This is a genomic window from Pseudomonas paeninsulae (assembly GCF_035621475.1).
Lineage (GTDB): Bacteria > Pseudomonadota > Gammaproteobacteria > Pseudomonadales > Pseudomonadaceae > Aquipseudomonas > Aquipseudomonas paeninsulae.
Genome location: NZ_CP141799.1, coordinates 4,104,695 through 4,119,080, shown reverse-complemented (window position 1 = coordinate 4,119,080; position 14,386 = coordinate 4,104,695). Strand labels below are relative to the sequence as shown.

General features: G+C 63.6%; 15 protein-coding genes. 8 read left to right on the top strand and 7 right to left on the bottom strand.

The window, feature by feature from the left end; genetic code table 11:
• The first annotated feature begins 100 nt into the window (after positions 1-100).
• Positions 101-1,093 carry an NAD-dependent epimerase/dehydratase family protein gene (locus VCJ09_RS18995; protein WP_324731632.1) on the top strand — a complete coding sequence of 331 codons (993 nt, stop codon included), beginning with the start codon at positions 101-103 and terminating at the stop codon, positions 1,091-1,093.
• Between the two features lie 26 nt (positions 1,094-1,119).
• Here the strand turns inward: VCJ09_RS18995 and VCJ09_RS18990 are convergent, their stop codons facing one another.
• Positions 1,120-1,437 carry a hypothetical protein gene (locus VCJ09_RS18990; protein WP_324731631.1) on the bottom strand — a complete coding sequence of 106 codons (318 nt, stop codon included), beginning with the start codon at positions 1,435-1,437 and terminating at the stop codon, positions 1,120-1,122.
• Positions 1,438-1,767: 330 nt separating this feature from the next.
• Between VCJ09_RS18990 and VCJ09_RS18985 the strand changes: the two genes are divergently transcribed.
• Positions 1,768-2,667: an ATPase gene (locus tag VCJ09_RS18985; RefSeq protein ID WP_324731630.1), complete on the top strand. Its 900-nt coding sequence runs from the start codon at positions 1,768-1,770 to the stop codon at positions 2,665-2,667.
• A gap of 62 nt (positions 2,668-2,729) precedes the next feature.
• Here VCJ09_RS18985 and VCJ09_RS18980 read toward each other — a convergent pair whose 3' ends face one another.
• Complete coding sequence (locus VCJ09_RS18980; protein ID WP_324731629.1) at positions 2,730-3,683, bottom strand: GlxA family transcriptional regulator; 954 nt, start codon at positions 3,681-3,683, stop codon at positions 2,730-2,732.
• Positions 3,684-3,919: 236 nt separating this feature from the next.
• Here VCJ09_RS18980 and VCJ09_RS18975 point away from each other — a divergent pair, with 236 nt between their 5' ends.
• The 4 genes from VCJ09_RS18975 (at position 3,920) to VCJ09_RS18960 (ending at position 6,620) form a co-directional block, all read left to right on the top strand.
• Positions 3,920-4,390 carry a nuclear transport factor 2 family protein gene (locus tag VCJ09_RS18975; RefSeq protein ID WP_324731628.1) on the top strand — a complete coding sequence of 157 codons (471 nt, stop codon included), beginning with the start codon at positions 3,920-3,922 and terminating at the stop codon, positions 4,388-4,390.
• 194 nt (positions 4,391-4,584) lie between these two features.
• Complete coding sequence (pcsA, locus tag VCJ09_RS18970) at positions 4,585-5,295, top strand: phosphatidylcholine synthase (RefSeq protein ID WP_324731627.1); 711 nt, start codon at positions 4,585-4,587, stop codon at positions 5,293-5,295.
• 24 nt (positions 5,296-5,319) lie between these two features.
• On the top strand, positions 5,320-5,619 hold the full coding sequence (locus VCJ09_RS18965) for a GIY-YIG nuclease family protein (RefSeq protein WP_324731626.1): 300 nt from the start codon (positions 5,320-5,322) through the stop codon (positions 5,617-5,619).
• A 65-nt stretch (positions 5,620-5,684) separates the two neighbouring features.
• Entirely contained in the window at positions 5,685-6,620 is a 936-nt protein-coding gene (locus VCJ09_RS18960) for a glutathione S-transferase family protein (RefSeq protein WP_324731625.1), read from the top strand.
• A gap of 17 nt (positions 6,621-6,637) precedes the next feature.
• Here VCJ09_RS18960 and VCJ09_RS18955 read toward each other — a convergent pair whose 3' ends face one another.
• The 5 genes from VCJ09_RS18955 to yjeH all read right to left on the bottom strand — a co-directional run bounded on the left by VCJ09_RS18955 (position 6,638) and on the right by yjeH (position 12,376).
• Positions 6,638-7,450, bottom strand: a complete 813-nt coding sequence (locus VCJ09_RS18955) for a DUF4344 domain-containing metallopeptidase (RefSeq protein ID WP_407692983.1) — start codon at positions 7,448-7,450, stop codon at positions 6,638-6,640.
• Positions 7,451-7,717: 267 nt separating this feature from the next.
• Complete coding sequence (locus VCJ09_RS18950; RefSeq protein ID WP_324731623.1) at positions 7,718-8,539, bottom strand: polyphosphate kinase 2 family protein; 822 nt, start codon at positions 8,537-8,539, stop codon at positions 7,718-7,720.
• Positions 8,540-8,624: 85 nt separating this feature from the next.
• Positions 8,625-9,632, bottom strand: coding sequence for a nucleoid-associated protein YejK (gene yejK / locus VCJ09_RS18945; protein WP_324731622.1), 1,008 nt, complete (start codon positions 9,630-9,632; stop codon positions 8,625-8,627).
• An 88-nt stretch (positions 9,633-9,720) separates the two neighbouring features.
• Positions 9,721-11,064 carry a TAXI family TRAP transporter solute-binding subunit gene (locus tag VCJ09_RS18940; protein WP_324731621.1) on the bottom strand — a complete coding sequence of 448 codons (1,344 nt, stop codon included), beginning with the start codon at positions 11,062-11,064 and terminating at the stop codon, positions 9,721-9,723.
• Between the two features lie 49 nt (positions 11,065-11,113).
• Entirely contained in the window at positions 11,114-12,376 is a 1,263-nt protein-coding gene (gene yjeH, locus VCJ09_RS18935) for an L-methionine/branched-chain amino acid transporter (protein ID WP_324731620.1), read from the bottom strand.
• 129 nt (positions 12,377-12,505) lie between these two features.
• On the opposite strand from yjeH, the gene VCJ09_RS18930 reads away from it, so the two are divergent.
• Both VCJ09_RS18930 and sbcD read left to right on the top strand, forming a co-directional pair.
• Positions 12,506-12,925, top strand: a complete 420-nt coding sequence (locus VCJ09_RS18930) for an Lrp/AsnC family transcriptional regulator (protein WP_324731619.1) — start codon at positions 12,506-12,508, stop codon at positions 12,923-12,925.
• A gap of 8 nt (positions 12,926-12,933) precedes the next feature.
• Positions 12,934-14,154: an exonuclease subunit SbcD gene (gene sbcD, locus VCJ09_RS18925; RefSeq protein WP_324734691.1), complete on the top strand. Its 1,221-nt coding sequence runs from the start codon at positions 12,934-12,936 to the stop codon at positions 14,152-14,154.
• The last annotated feature ends 232 nt before the right edge of the window (positions 14,155-14,386 follow it).

The window sequence follows — 14,386 nt, the reverse complement described above, 5'->3', positions numbered from 1 at the left end:
GCCTGGTTCGCCCGGTCGCTGTTCTGGCGAGTTGCGACACGGCGAGCCAGCGTCGGCACTGCTAGAGTGCGCAGACGGTCAAGTACGGCATGGAGTGGCGATGAAGATTCTGGTTACCGGTGCAAGTGGCTTTATCGGCGGACGCTTCGCCCGCTTTGCCTTGGAGCAGGGCTTGAGCGTGCGGGTCAATGGTCGCCGCGCAGAGGGAGTGGAGCACTTGGTCAAGCGCGGCGCCGAGTTCATCCAGGGCGACTTGTCCGACCCCGAACTGGTGCAGCGGCTCTGTCATGACGTCGAGGCGGTGGTGCACTGCGCCGGCGCCGTGGGCTTCTGGGGCAACTATCAGCAGTTCCATCAGGCCAATGTGGTGGTTACCGAGAACGTGGTCGAAGGCTGCTTGAAACAGCATGTGCGGCGGCTGGTGCACCTGTCCTCGCCGTCGATCTATTTCGATGGCCAGTCGCACGTGGCGATCCAGGAAGAGCAGGTGCCCAAGCATTTCTTCGATCATTACGGCAAGACCAAGTACCTGGCCGAACAGCAGGTGTTCGGCGCCCAGGAATTCGGTCTCGAGGTGCTGGCCTTGCGTCCGCGCTCGGTCACGGGGGCCGGCGATACCAGTCTCTTTCCCCGGCTGATCAATATGCAGCGCAAGGGACGCCTGTCGATTGTCGGCAACGGCCTGAACCGGGTCGACTTCACCAGCATGCAGAACCTCAATGACGCCTTGTTCAGCTGCTTGCTGGCCGCCGCGCCGGCGCTGGGCAAGGCCTACAACATCAGCAATGGCGCACCGGTGCCGCTGTGGGACGCGGTCAACTATGTGTTGCGCCAGCTCGAGCTGCCGCCGGTGACCCGGCATCTGCCCTACGCCCTGGCTTATGGCGCCGCGACGCTCAACGAAGGGCTGTGCACGCTGCTGCCTGGCCGCCCCGAACCCACCCTGTTTCGTCTGGGGGTGGCGCTGATGGCCAAGGATTTTTCTCTGGATATCAGCCGTGCGCGCGAATACTTGGACTATGCGCCGCAGGTCAGCCTGTGGACGGCGCTGGATGAGTTCTGCCTGTGGTGGAAGGCTCAGCATCCCGGCTGAAGGCTCTCAACCCAGGCTCAAGGCGCTCAGGCGTAGACCCGCTGGCCGCGATACATGCGCAGCGAACCGCTCGCCGGCTTGGCCTGCGGATCTTGATCCAGCAGGGGATGGCCTGCCTGCAGGCGGGGCGTAGGGCTATCACTGGCGGGGTTGAATGGCTGGTCGCTGTACTGGGCGAGGAGCTGGCCGAGCTGGCGGGTCTCTTCGCTGGTCGACGTCAGGCAGGCGCTGAGCATCGTGCTGATCGCGTCCGGCTGGCTCATACGGATATCCACCGCCAGTTCCTCGCGTAGCCTGCGGCGCAAGCTCTTCATGCAATCCAACACTGCTCTGTTCAGTTCCATATGCCTTAGCCCTGTTCTTGGAGTGGGCTGGGTGTCACTCATCCTGAAGGACACGAAGCTCGTTCTGTCGGTAGAAACCGTTCAGGTCGCCGCGCTCCAGCGCCATTAATCCTGATCCCAGGCACTGTGAGGGCGGAGCTGACAAATTAATGCAAAGCGCATACCAGTCCACATAATGCGGAACTGTGCGCCCTGCAGGCGGTCTGTTTGCCAGTACCGCGCTCTGCGTCGGTGCGGGTCGCACTGGCTTGGCGCGCCGGTGAAGCGTCGCGCACTAACCGGTATACTGGCCGGAATTTCGTGTCTTCAGCGTTTTCTAAAGGTTTACTCATGCGTAACGATGCCCACGACGAACTCGATCATGTGCCCAGTCTGACCACCGATCAGAGTGATCGTGATTATTTGGATACGGGTCACCAGGAGCCCGACGCGCGGACGCCATCCCGCGCCGCGGCGGATGCGCCCAAAGCAGCCAAAGCAGGCAAAGCCCCGAAAGCTCCCAAGGCAGGCAGCACTGGCGCGCTGTGGGCCTTGGTCGGCGCCCTGTCTATCGCCTTCTGTGGGCTGGGCTGGTGGAGTTTTCAACAGATCAGCCTGATGGAGCAGCAGTTGGTGGCCACCCAGGAAAGCTTCGCGCGTATCAGCGAGGAGGCTACCGGGCGTATCCAGGATATCAGCGGCAAGGTAGTGGCTACCGAATCCACGGTCACCAGCGGCAGTGAATCGCTCAAGCTGCAAGTCAAACAGCTGGAAACTAAACTGCTCGAACTGAGCAAGCAGCAGCAGGGCGTGGCCGGTCAGCAGAGCGGACAGGACAAGCGCATCGAGCAGTTGGCAGCCGAGCTGAAGACTCAGCAAGGCGCGACTGGCAACTTCGATGGCAGCCTGAAGAGCCTGAGCAATGAGCAGGTCGCGCTGAAAAAAGCCCAGGCGGCATTGCAAGCCGAGCAGGCATCCTTGAAAACCGCGCAAACCGGGTCGGCCAAGCTCGACGGGCAACTGCAAAACTTGAATGACGAGATTGCGGCGCTGAAAAGGGCTGGCAATTCGAATCAGGCCATCGGCCGCCTGGAGCAGGATCTGCTGGTGTTGCGCAGCGAACTGGACAATCGTCCGGCGGCGAAAAGCAACACGGCCGAGTTCGATGCCTTCCGTGCGCAGATGACCCGCAATATCAGCACCCTGCAAGGCCAGATCCAGAACCTGCAGCAGCAAATCGACGCGCGCTGACCGGCGCGCTCAATGCAGCCAATATAAGTGTCCCGGCCATGCTCGCCTGTCGGTTCGGGCGTTCAGGGTGCCTGGCGTATGCGCCGGCGGAATGCGCCCGGGGGTTCGCCGCAGAGCTGCTTGAACAGCTTGGCAAAGGTCGCCCGATCGGCAAAACCGACCTGTTCGGCAACCTGCTCCAGCGAGCGTGCGGGCTGGCGCAGGGCGTTTTGTGCGGCGCTGATGCGCAGGCGCTGTAGGTAGTCGTTGGGTGTCAGCCCGGTACTGGTCTTGAAGCGGCGCAACAAGGTGCGCGGCGAGCAATTGGCCTGCTCGGCCAGGCGCTTGAGGTCGATTGGCTCGGCGTGATGCTGCTGCATCCAGTGCAGCAGCGGGGCCAGAGGGCTGTCAGTGGCGCTGCTTGCCGGCAGCAGCGGGGCAAACCTCGACTGGCGTCCGCGTTGGGTGTCGAATACCAGCGCGTTGGCGACTTGCTGCGCGAGCCACGCCCCGGCATGCCGGGTAATCAGGTACAGGCACAAATCCAGTCCGGCGTGGGCGCCGCCTGAGCTGTGCAGGTTGCCGTCGTGGCAGAGCAGTTCATCGATCTCCAAACGTACCTGCGGGAAGCGCTGGCGGAACTGGCTGGCCAATGCCCAATGGGTGGTGGCCCGACGGCCATCAAGCAGGCCGGCGGCGCCGAGCAGGAAGGCGCTGCTGCACAGGCTGGCGATTGCTTGGCTGCTCGGGCGTTGCGCGAGCCAGGGCAGCAAGGCGGCATTGGCGCCAAGACTCAGGTCGATGGCGCTGCCGGTGGCCGGCAGCATCAGCAACTCGGCCTGTTCGGCCAGCGCCAGGCCGCCGTCGACCTGGATACGCGCGAAGTCGAGGTCAACCGGCTGGGCATCCAGGCTGAAGCGCTGCAGCTTGAACAGAGGCTTGTCGGCCAGGCGGTTGGCCAGGGCAAAAGCATCGCAGGCCATGCTCAGGCTGGAGCAGACGGTTTGCGGGCAGACGTAGAGTGCGATGGTGAACATGGCGAGTGAGTCATTGCTGGTTTGTGGCGATTATTGACACAAAGTTGGTGTGTGCGCCAATCGCCAGCTAGCCCTTTGCCGGCAATACTAAGAGCTTGTGAAAAACGCTCGCCTACCACGGCCGCCTCCAAACGCCCGCTGCGGCGTTGCGCTACGTGAACGCCTGGAGACGGCCTCGCGACGGCGCTCGATATTTTCACAACCGCTGAGACACTCTCACCTCTGGAGTCGTGCCCATGAATCACCCCAACGCCGAACTCATCAGCCATTTCTACCAGGCCTTCCAGCAGCGTGACGCCGAGGCGATGGCGGCGTGCTATGCCGAGGATGTACGCTTCAGCGATCCGGTGTTCGAGGATTTGCGTGGCCGCGAAGCGGCGGACATGTGGCGCATGTTGACGGCGCGGGCGCAGAATTTTTCGCTGACCTTCGACCATGTCCAGGCGGACGAGCGGCAGGGCAGTGCGCAGTGGGTGGCGACCTACCTGTTCAGCCAGACCGGCAATACGGTGGTCAACCGCATCGATGCCCACTTCGTCTTTCGCGACGGCAAGATCGCTGAGCACCGCGACCATTTCGACCTGTGGCGTTGGGCGCGCCAGTCCTTGGGTATGAAAGGGCTGCTGCTGGGTTGGGCGCCGCCGGTGCAGAACGCCATTCACCGTCAGGCGGCCAAGGGCTTGGCGCAGTTCAGGGCCTCTCGATAACCCTTGATTCATGGCTTTTAGCTGCAATAGCGAACGTAATGGTAGGCTTTCTGGTCTGAACCTTCAGCGACGTCAGGCGCAAGTTGTAAACCTGGACTATTCGTTGAATAACAGACCGTAGCTGAACGCGGCCCAACCGAGTGCAGTGGTTCTCCAGCTGCCAGACACAAGCCAGAGCGCCAGGAAGCCTGATCATGAATGTAATATTGCTGTCCGCAAGCAAAGCCAAGGCTTGGGGCGCGCATGCCGTCACCTCTAGCGGGGTGATTCTGGCGTTGCTGGCCTTGTTGGCTGTACTCGATGGTCGGCCGCAGGTCTGCCTGCTCTGGTTGGGATTGGCATTGCTGGTCGATGGCCTGGACGGCACCCTGGCCCGCAAATTCGACGTCAAGGTGGTGTTGCCGCACTTCGATGGATCGACCCTGGACCTGGTGATCGACTACCTCACCTATGCATTCATCCCGGCGATCTTCGTGTACCGCTTCATCCCCCTACCCGAATACACCCTGCTGCTCTCGGTCGGAGTGATCCTGCTGTCGTCGTTGTTCTGCTTCTGCAACCTCAACATGAAGAGCAAGGACAACTACTTTGTCGGCTTCCCGGCGGCCTGGAACGTGGTGATTGTCTACCTCTACCTGTTGGACTTCGACCCCTGGCTAAGCCTCGCCACCATCGTGCTGTTGTCGGGCCTGACCCTGACCAAGATGAAGTTTCTCCACCCGTTTCGGGTCAAGCAGTTCATGCCACTGAATATCGGCGTGACCTTGGTGTGGATGTCGGCCTGTGCCTTGCTGATTGTGCAGTACCCACTCAACCAGACCTGGCTGCTGGCGGTCTGGGGACTGGCCTCGGTCTATTTCGTCGGTATCTGCCTGTGGCGTACGGCTCGTGAATGGTTCGCCTGACTCGGTTCGCGGGCGGTGCCTGCGATGACTGAGGCCGCCGGCAAAACCTGGTTCGTCTATCTGGTGCGGGCGCAGAATGGCGCGTTGTATTGCGGTATCAGCGACAACCCGCAGCGGCGTTTCGCCCAGCACCAGAGTGGCAAAGGCGCGCGCTTCTTCTATTCCAGTCCGGCGCTGGCGTTGGTCTATATCGAAGCCTGCGCGGGCAAAGGCGATGCGTTGCGCCGGGAGCGGGCGATCAAACGCCTGGGCAAACCGGCCAAGGAAGTGCTGGTAGCCGCTGGCAGTCTTATCGCCGTGGTTGATGGCGCGCTATCAACCTGAGCGGGTAGGCCGCAGTGGTGTGCACGGGTAAGCTGGCGGTTTCCTGAATAGTTGCGGAGCCTGTCATGCACGAGTTGATCCTGCACCATTACCCAACCTCGCCGTTTGCCGAAAAGGCGCGCCTGATGCTGGGCTTCAAGCAACTGTCCTGGCGCTCGGTGTTGATCCCGGCAATGATGCCAAAACCGGATCTGATCGCCTTGACGGGCAGTTATCGCAAGACCCCGGTGTTGCAGGTCGGTGCCGACATCTATTGCGATACCGCGCTTATCGCCCGGCGTCTGGAGGCGGAAAAAGCCACGCCGCCGTTGTTTCCCGAAGGCCAGGAATTCAATGTCACCAGCTTCGCCCAGTGGGCCGACTCGCTGGTGTTCCAGCATGCGGTGAGCCTAGTGTTCCAGCCTGAATCCATCGCTGTACGCTTCGGCACCCTGCCGCCGGAATTCCTCAAGACCTTTATCGCCGACCGTACCGCGCTGTTCAGTGGCGGCAATGCCAGCCGCGTGCCGCTAGAGCAGGCCAAGCATCAATGGCCGGTGCTGATGAGCCGTTTGCAGCAGCAACTCGAGCGCGAGCAGGGCGATTTTCTGTTTGGCGAGCCGTCGCTGGCCGACTTCGCCATGGCCCATTCGCTGTGGTTCCTGCGCGGCACCCCGGTGACTGCGCCGCTGGTTGACGAGTATCCGGCAGTGGCGGCCTGGCTTGGCCGGGTGTTGGGTTTCGGTCACGGTGCGCACAGCGAGATGAGCGGTGAAGAAGCCGTGGCGATCGCGCGCGAGGCCACCCCGGCAGAGCTCCCCAATGAGGCATTTACTGACCCGAATGGTTTCACGCTCGGCCAGCAGGTGACCATTGCGGCTATCGATTACGGCGTCGATCCGGTCGAGGGCGAGTTGTTGTTCAGCGGTAGCGAAGAGCTGATCCTGCGTCGCGAGGATCCGCGCGCCGGGGTTGTGCATGTGCACTTCCCGCGCATGGGCTTCCGGATCGAGGCGCGCTGAGGCGCGCTTGCCCCGGCCTACGGCTTGCGACAGCTGTCGCAGGCTTGGATGGCCGCCTGGCGCAGGCGCGGTAACTGCACGGCGAGCAGCTGAAAATGCGCCAGGCGTTCGTAGCACAGCACCAGCTCGCCGCCGGTGCGGCTGTACCAGGCGTCTGGCGCACCACAACTGGCCAGGCGCAGCACCAGATCACGGGGCAGGTGGTAAGTATCGCTGGCGCGGGCGGCGATGGCCTCCACTTCGCCAGAGCTGCGGATCTGTTCGAGCAGGCGCTGACTCTCTTCCGGGCGCAGGCTCGGCGGCTCGTAGATCACCTGGATGCGATGGCCAAGCGACTCGCCGGGGCGGCGGCCGTGTTGTTGCTCGACCCAGGCCAGCGCCTTGCGCACCTGGGCATATTCCTGGTCGCAGTAGAGCGCGCGTTCCATTGGCAGACCGGTCAGCTTGGGCACCCATTCCAGCCGATCCGGATCGCTGCCGTAGATCAGGCAGGCCAGATTGTAGAAGCGCTGGGCATCGAGACCATGGCTGGCCCAGGCGTACACTTCCTCATGCTCCGGTTTCGCCCGTTGCCACTCCAGCCGCCAGTAATCGGCGATGTCCAGCAATTTGGCGTAGAAGTCGGCGTCGCGCTGACGCCCGTTGGCGAGGAACAGGCTGATGAAGCCGAGTTGATCGGCGGCATCCTCCTCGCGGCCGAGCACCGGAAGATTCAGTTCGGCGATCAGCAGATGGCCCATTTCGTGCGCTAGGGTGAACGCGGTATTCACGGCGACGAAACGTGCGCTGTCGCTGCGCAGCGCTTCCGGTGGCGGTTCTTCAGTGGCCATGCTCACGACGCCGGCCAGTAGTCCCAGGCATAGCGTGGCGCACACAACCAAGCGGCGACACTGGGCCGCAGGGTCTGGTTGGTTGCAGGACGGTTTCATCCCCGACTCCTCAGCGCAGACGGTGGAACCTTTATATCTGACTCTAGCAGCCTGTCGGGCTGGGATTGAGTGCACAAGAGCGGCTTCAGCCGCGCAGCGCTTGACTGCTTCTGTGACGGCTAATGCGTAGCGCTGCCGCTGCTCCCGGGCGAGCAGAGGGAAGTGGCTCTAGTCCGCGCCCTGCAGATCGTCCACCGTGAAGGGCGCTGGGCGATCCGGCCACTCGAGGTGCAGGCGTTCGAATTCGCGGGCCAGCAGGCTGGCCAGCAACCAGTCGCGCAGCCAGCGATGCTCGGCCGGCAGCACATACCAGGGGGCCTGTTCGCTGTGGCTGGCCGTCAGCAGTTCGCTCCAGTGTTGCTGGCGCACCTCGTAGCCACGGTAGGCCAGCAGATCACTGGCGCGCAGTTTCCAGCGCTTGTCCGGGCGCTGCACGCGTTGCAGCAGGCGCGCTTTCTGCTCGTCACGGGAGATCTGCAGGTAGCACTTGAGCGGATGCAGGCGCTGCGCCGGCAGACCCGCTTCCAGGGCCAGCACGCGCTGCAGGCGGGCGGGTAACTCGGCGGCGGCGATCAGGCCGTCGAAGAGGTCGCTGGCCAGGCCTTCGTAGTAACTGCGGTTGAACACCCCGAGCAGTCCGGGGGCGGGCAGCCGCCGCCGATAGCGCCAGAGGAAATCATGCCGTCGCTCGCCGGCATCCGGTTGCTTGAAACTGTGCAGGCGCAGGCCTTGCGGGTCGATGCTGTTGAGCACGCGCCTGATGACGCCGTCTTTGCCGGCGCAGTCCGGGCCTTGCAGCACTAGCAGCAGGGCGTCCTGGCCGTTGGCCTGGAGCCGGCGCTGCTGATCGTTGAGCCAGGCGCGCAGTTCGGCCAGGGCCGATTGCGCGGTCTTTTTCTCCAGGCCAAAATCGCGCGCCGGATCCTTGGCAAAGGGTGCCGCCGGATCGAGCAGGCAATCGTCGAGAACACTGTCGGGCAGGCGTGACATGGCGCAGTGCCTCGAATGTCATGAAACTATCGAACGCAACCTCAGCGCGAACGCCTACAGATGGTCGCAATAGGCGCTCAGTCTTTCAGTCCTTGCGCCGCTTGAGCTGGTCGGTCAGTTGGGTTGGCAAGTTGCGCAGGATCAGGGTGCCCTGGCTCTCGTCGTATTCGACTTTAGAGCCGAGCAGGTGAGCTTCGAAGCTGATCGACAGGCCTTCGGCGCGACCGGTGAAACGCTGGAACTGGCTGAGCGTGCGCTTGTCCGCCGGGATCTCCGGCGACAGGCCGTAGTCCTTGTTACGGATATGCTCGTAGAACGCCCGCGGGCGTTCTTCGTCGATCAGCCCGGAGAGCTCCTGCAGGCCCATGGGCTCGCCGATCTTGGCCTGGCTGCTGGCGTAGTCGACCAGGGTCTTGGTTTTTTCCCGTGCCGCTTCTTCTGGCAGATCCTCGCTTTCGACGAAGTCGCTGAAGGCTTTCAGCAGGGTGCGGGTTTCGCCCGGCCCGTCGACACCTTCCTGGCAGCCGATGAAGTCGCGGAAGTACTCCGACACCTTCTTGCCGTTCTTGCCCTTGATAAAGGAAATGTACTGCTTGGAATGGGCGTTGTTCTGCCACTCGGAAATGTTGATCCGCGCCGCCAGGTGCAACTGGCTGAGGTCCAGGTGCTTGGCAGCGGTCACGTCCAGCGCATCGTTGACTGCTACGCCGTCGCTGTGATGCAGCAGGGCGATCACCAGGTAGTCGGTCATGCCTTGCTGGTAGTGGGCGAACAGCACATGGCCGCCGGTGGACAGGTTGGACTCCTCCATCAGCTTCTGCAGGTGCTCGACCGCCTGGCGGCTGAACGCGGCGAAGTCCTGGCCAGCGTCGAGGTAATGCTTCAGCCAGCCACTGAACGGGTAGGCGCCGGATTCGGCGTGAAACAAGCCCCAGGCCTTGCCCTGCTTGGCGTTGTAGCTCTGATTGAGGTCGGCGAGCATGTTCTCGATGGCCTGCGAGGCACCCAGTTCGCTGTCGCGGGCGTGCAGCACGGCGGGAGTGCCATCGGGTTTCTTGTCGATCAGGTGGACGATGCAGTGGCGGATCGGCATGGACGGTCTCTCTGGAATCTTCAGCGGTGAACGGGGGCGCTGACAGCTGGCGATGACCGGCTTCGCTGCCCTGGGAATGCTGCGCAGTTTACCCGAGTGTCTCGGCCTCGGTCGCCCGCCGCTGCTGCAAGGTCTGCAATCGTTCGATCACGTAGCGCAGGTGCACATGCAGCTCGTACAGTTCGTTGGAGTAAGACAGCGGTACCTCGACCTTGGCCAGTTCGTCCTGCAGCTGTTCCAGGCGTTCGATCTCGCTGCCCAGGCGTTCCGGCAGGGTGCCGGCGTCCAGTTGCCGGTCAATCTCACGCAGGTGTTTGTACCAGCGGTAGATGCGTGCGCGGATGCGCCAGCGATACAACGGGCCGACCGCCTTGAGCAGCGGTACCAGCACCACGATCAGCGGGATCAGCAGGATGATGTAGCGGTCGGCCAGGGACGCGATGCGAAACGGCAGGTAGCGCTGCAGCAGCGGTAGACCGCTCTTGTAGTAGTGCTCGGCGTCGCTGGACAGCTCGAAGGTGCGTGGCACGGCGCTGGGAAAGGCGCCGGCCTGATCCAGCAGGCTGCCGTCCTTCATCACCTCGCGGCTGGCTTCGAGGAACAGTGCCACCAGACCCGGGTGGAAGTTTTGGTTGGTCACCAGAGTGGCCACCGGGGACAGGGTGACGGTGGTCTGCGGTGGACTGTTCAGCGCCAGGTTGAGCAGACCCTCCTCGATAATCACGCGCTTGAAGAACGGCAGGCGGGCTTCATAGGCGGCGGCGCGGCGGAAGTTGGCCAGGCGTAACGCCGGATTGGCCGCCAGCAGCTGCACTCGGGTGTTCTCCGCCGGACCGACGAAAAAGGCGGCGTCCAGCTCGCCGGAATTTAGGGCGGCGGCGGCCTTGTTAGCGCCCAGGCTCTGCCAGGTGGCGGGGTACTGCTGCGGGTCGATGGCATTGGCGGCGAGGACTGCTTCGCTGGCCGCATGGGTACCGCTACCGACGTTGCCCAGGGCCAGGCGCAGCGGCAGTAGATCGGCGATGCGCTCGAGCGCAATGTCCTTGCGGTAGAACAACCACAGCGGTTCCTGATACACCGCGCCCAGGCTTTGCAGGCGGGCGCGGTCGGCGGCCTCGAGCTGGCGTTCCAGGCCGCTCTGCACCAGGGCGATCTGCACTGCGGGTGAATCGGCTAACAGTCGCTCGAGGTTGTTCCGCGAACCGGCGCTGGGTACCAGGGTCAGCTCGAAGCCTTCCCTGGCCAGTTGCGTCTTGAGCTTCTCGGCAAATAACCGGTAATTGCCACCCTCCGCGCCGGTGGCCATGCTGGCGTGCATCGGCGGCGGCGGGGCAACGAAATAGAACACCGCGCCGACCAGCGCCGCGACCACTGGGACTATCCACAGATTGGCCAGCAACATGATCTTCAGGTCTTTGAGTACGCGATGCATGGGGCTTCCTTTCGGCGGGTTCGCCCCAAGGATAGAAGCATCCAGGGCCTCAGGTCACCTTTGCCGCCTGCATGGGCGGGTTGCGCAGGTAATCGAGTGCGGCCAGTACGGCCAATAGCCCCAGGGCATACCAGGCATCCACGCCGAGCATCGACAGCACCAGGGCGCAGAGCAGCGCGCTGAAACCGGCGAGCCAGCGCCAGACGCCGCGCAGCAGCACCCAGCCGGCGGCCATGCTCAGCAGGTAGATGACCACGAAGTTGCCGTTGGCGTAGCGGATCAAGTCGTCCACCGAGAGGTTGAACAGACCGGCCAGGCTGGCGCACAGGGCGCAGCTCAGAACCACCAGCAGCAGGGCGCGGGCCGGTACGCCGTGGTGATTGCGCTGGGCCAGGCGGGCTGGCAGCTTGCCTTCGTCGGCCAGGCTCCAGATCAGCCGGGAGAAGCCCTGGATATAGACGTTCATCGAGGCGAAGCAGGCCAGGTAGCCGACCAGCGCGATCAGCCAGCGCGCTTGCTCGCCCAGCAACAGGTCGAACAGGCGCGGCAGCGAGGCGGCGTCGCTGTGCACATTGCCGTACGCCTGAAAGCTCAGCACCGCGACCGAACAGGCCCAGTACACCAGGCCGGCGAGCAGTACGCCGAGCAGCAGGGCCAGGGGGAAGTCGCGCTCGGGGCGCTTGAATTCCTCGCCCATGTGGGTGAAAGCCTCGATGCCGACGAAACACCAGAACATCACCCCCAGCGCAGCGGGAAGCAGGTGCCAGGAGCCTTCGATGGGCGGCAGCAGCGGTTGGCTGGCACGCGGCAAGTCGCCGACCCACCAGATCAGGCCGACACTGCCGACGATAGCCACGGCGATCAGGCCTTGCACCAGCCCCGAGGCCTTGGCCGGACGCTGGCCGAGCAGCAGGATGGCGCCGAGGGTGGCGAGCTGGATCGCCAGCGCCTGGCCGCGATCCAAGTCGACCACCGCCTGCCAGAAACCGCTGGCGATATTCAGTGCCGCTGGCAAGCCGACTGGCAGCACGGCGAGGAACAGCCAGGCGCTGAGGCGCTCCATGCGCGGGCCGAAAGCGCGGCCGATCAGGTGCGGCGCACCGCCGGCATGGGGGTAGTGCCGGCCCAGTTGGGCGAAGGTGAAGGCGATCGGCAGGACCAGGGCGATGAGGATCATCCAGGCCCACAACGAAGCCTCGCCCGCCGCGGTGGCGGCCAGTGCCGGCACGACGAAAATACCGGTGCCCAGCAGCGAGGTGCTCAGCAGGCCAATGCCCTGCAGTAGGCCCAGTTCTTGGTTCAGGCGGCTCATGTTGTATGCTCTGAGGTTTTCTTCGCCATCATAATTCGCCCGCCTGCTGCTGGATGCTGGCGAAGCGTCGGTTTTGTCCGACGAACTGGCGGAATTGACCGTCAGATTGCCTTTTGCCCGAGAGCCCAAGTGGACAAGTTCGATCAGCAGATTCTCGCCCTGTTGCGCGCCGATGCGCGTGTGCCGGTGAGCCAGATTGCCCGTGAAGTCAACCTGTCGCGCTCCGCGGTGAGCGAGCGCATTCGCCAGCTGGAGCAAGGCGGCATCATCAGTGGCTATCACGCCCAGGTTGTCGCGCCGGGCGATGCCGGCATCAAGGCCTACCTGGAGTTGTTCTACCAGGGCGGGCGCTGCGAGCACTATGTCGAGCGCATGCGGGTATTTCCCGAGGTGCGCCGTTGCAGCGGCATCAGCGGCGAGACTGACATGCTGGTGTATATCGAGGCGCCGTCCATGCAGCGTTTCAGCGAGATCCGCGGCGAGATCGAAAACTTCCCCGGCATGCAAAAGGTCAAGACCCATATGGTGGTCAAGGATTGGATCCTGTGAGCCAGCCGATGCGCATCCTCCACACCTCCGACTGGCACCTTGGCCAGCACTTCATGGGCAAGACCCGCCAGGCCGAGCACCAGGCCTTCTGCGCCTGGCTGATCGAGCAGGTGCGCGCGCATGAGGTCGATGCGCTGCTGATCGCTGGCGATATCTTCGACACCGGGGCGCCGCCCAGCTACGCCCGCGAGCAGTACAACCGCTTTATCGCCGAGCTGCGCGGCAGCGGCTGCGAGCTGGTGGTGCTCGGTGGCAACCACGATTCGGTGGCCATGCTCGGCGAAAGCAAGACCCTGCTGGCGCAACTGGATACCCGGGTGATCCCTGGCGTGTGTGCGGATCTGCGCGAGCAACTGTTGGTGCTGCACCGGCGTAACGGCGCGCCCGGGGCGATTCTCTGCGGGATTCCCTTTATCCGCCCGCGCGATGTGCTGCAGAGCCAGGCCGGGCAGAGTGCGCAGGACAAGCAGTTGTCGTTGCAGCAGGCGATTCAGCAGCATTACCAGGATCTGTATGCCCTGGCCGAGGCCAGGCGCGATGAGCTGGGCGGCGAGTTGCCGATCATCGCCACGGGGCATTTGACCACGGTCGGCGCCAGCGCCAGCGAATCGGTGCGCGAGATCTACGTCGGCAGTCTGGAAGCCTTCCCCACCAGCGCCTTTCCGCCGGCCGCCTATATCGCCCTGGGGCATATCCATCGGCCGCAGAAGGTCGGCGGCCTGGAGCATATCCGCTACTGCGGTTCGCCGATCCCGTTGAGTTTCGACGAGGCCAGGCAGCAGAAGGAGGTGTTGCTGGTCGAACTCGATGGCAGTGGCTTGCGTGGTATCACGGCCTTGCCGGTGCCGCGTTTCCAGCCACTGCTGTCCGTACGCGGATCGCTCAAGGAGCTGGAGCAGGCGATTGTCGAGGCCGCACAGCAGGGCAGCCGCGAGTTACCGGTGTGGCTGGAAGTGCTGGTGAGCACCGATGACTACCTCAGCGACCTGCAACTGCGCATCGCCGCGCTGTGCGAGGGCCTGCCGGTCGAGGTGCTGCGCATCCGCCGTGAGCGCGGCAATGCCGTGGCCGCGTTGCAGGGTCGGGCCAGGGAAACCCTGGACGAACTGAGCGTCGAGGAGGTGTTCCTCCGGCGTCTGCAGCAAGAGCAACTGGACGAGGAAGACGCGCAGCGGCTACAGGGCGTTTATCGCCAAGTGCTGGAAGCTTTGCAGGCCGAGCGGGACTGAGCCGACAGGCTAGCCCAGCGGCGGCAAAGCTATGGCGGATGGTGCGATACGACTGCGAGAGGCGGGCGGATAAAGTCGCGAAGCCAGTGCCAACAGGGTTTCTCGGCGCAGATGCTGTAATGATGCAAGCGCATCACCGCCCTGATCTGCTCACACAGGCGGAGCTTGGCGGTTGGACTGTCCATATTGGCTGTTGGGTTCTGTTTTTTTATACAGGGCGTAATGGTCGGGC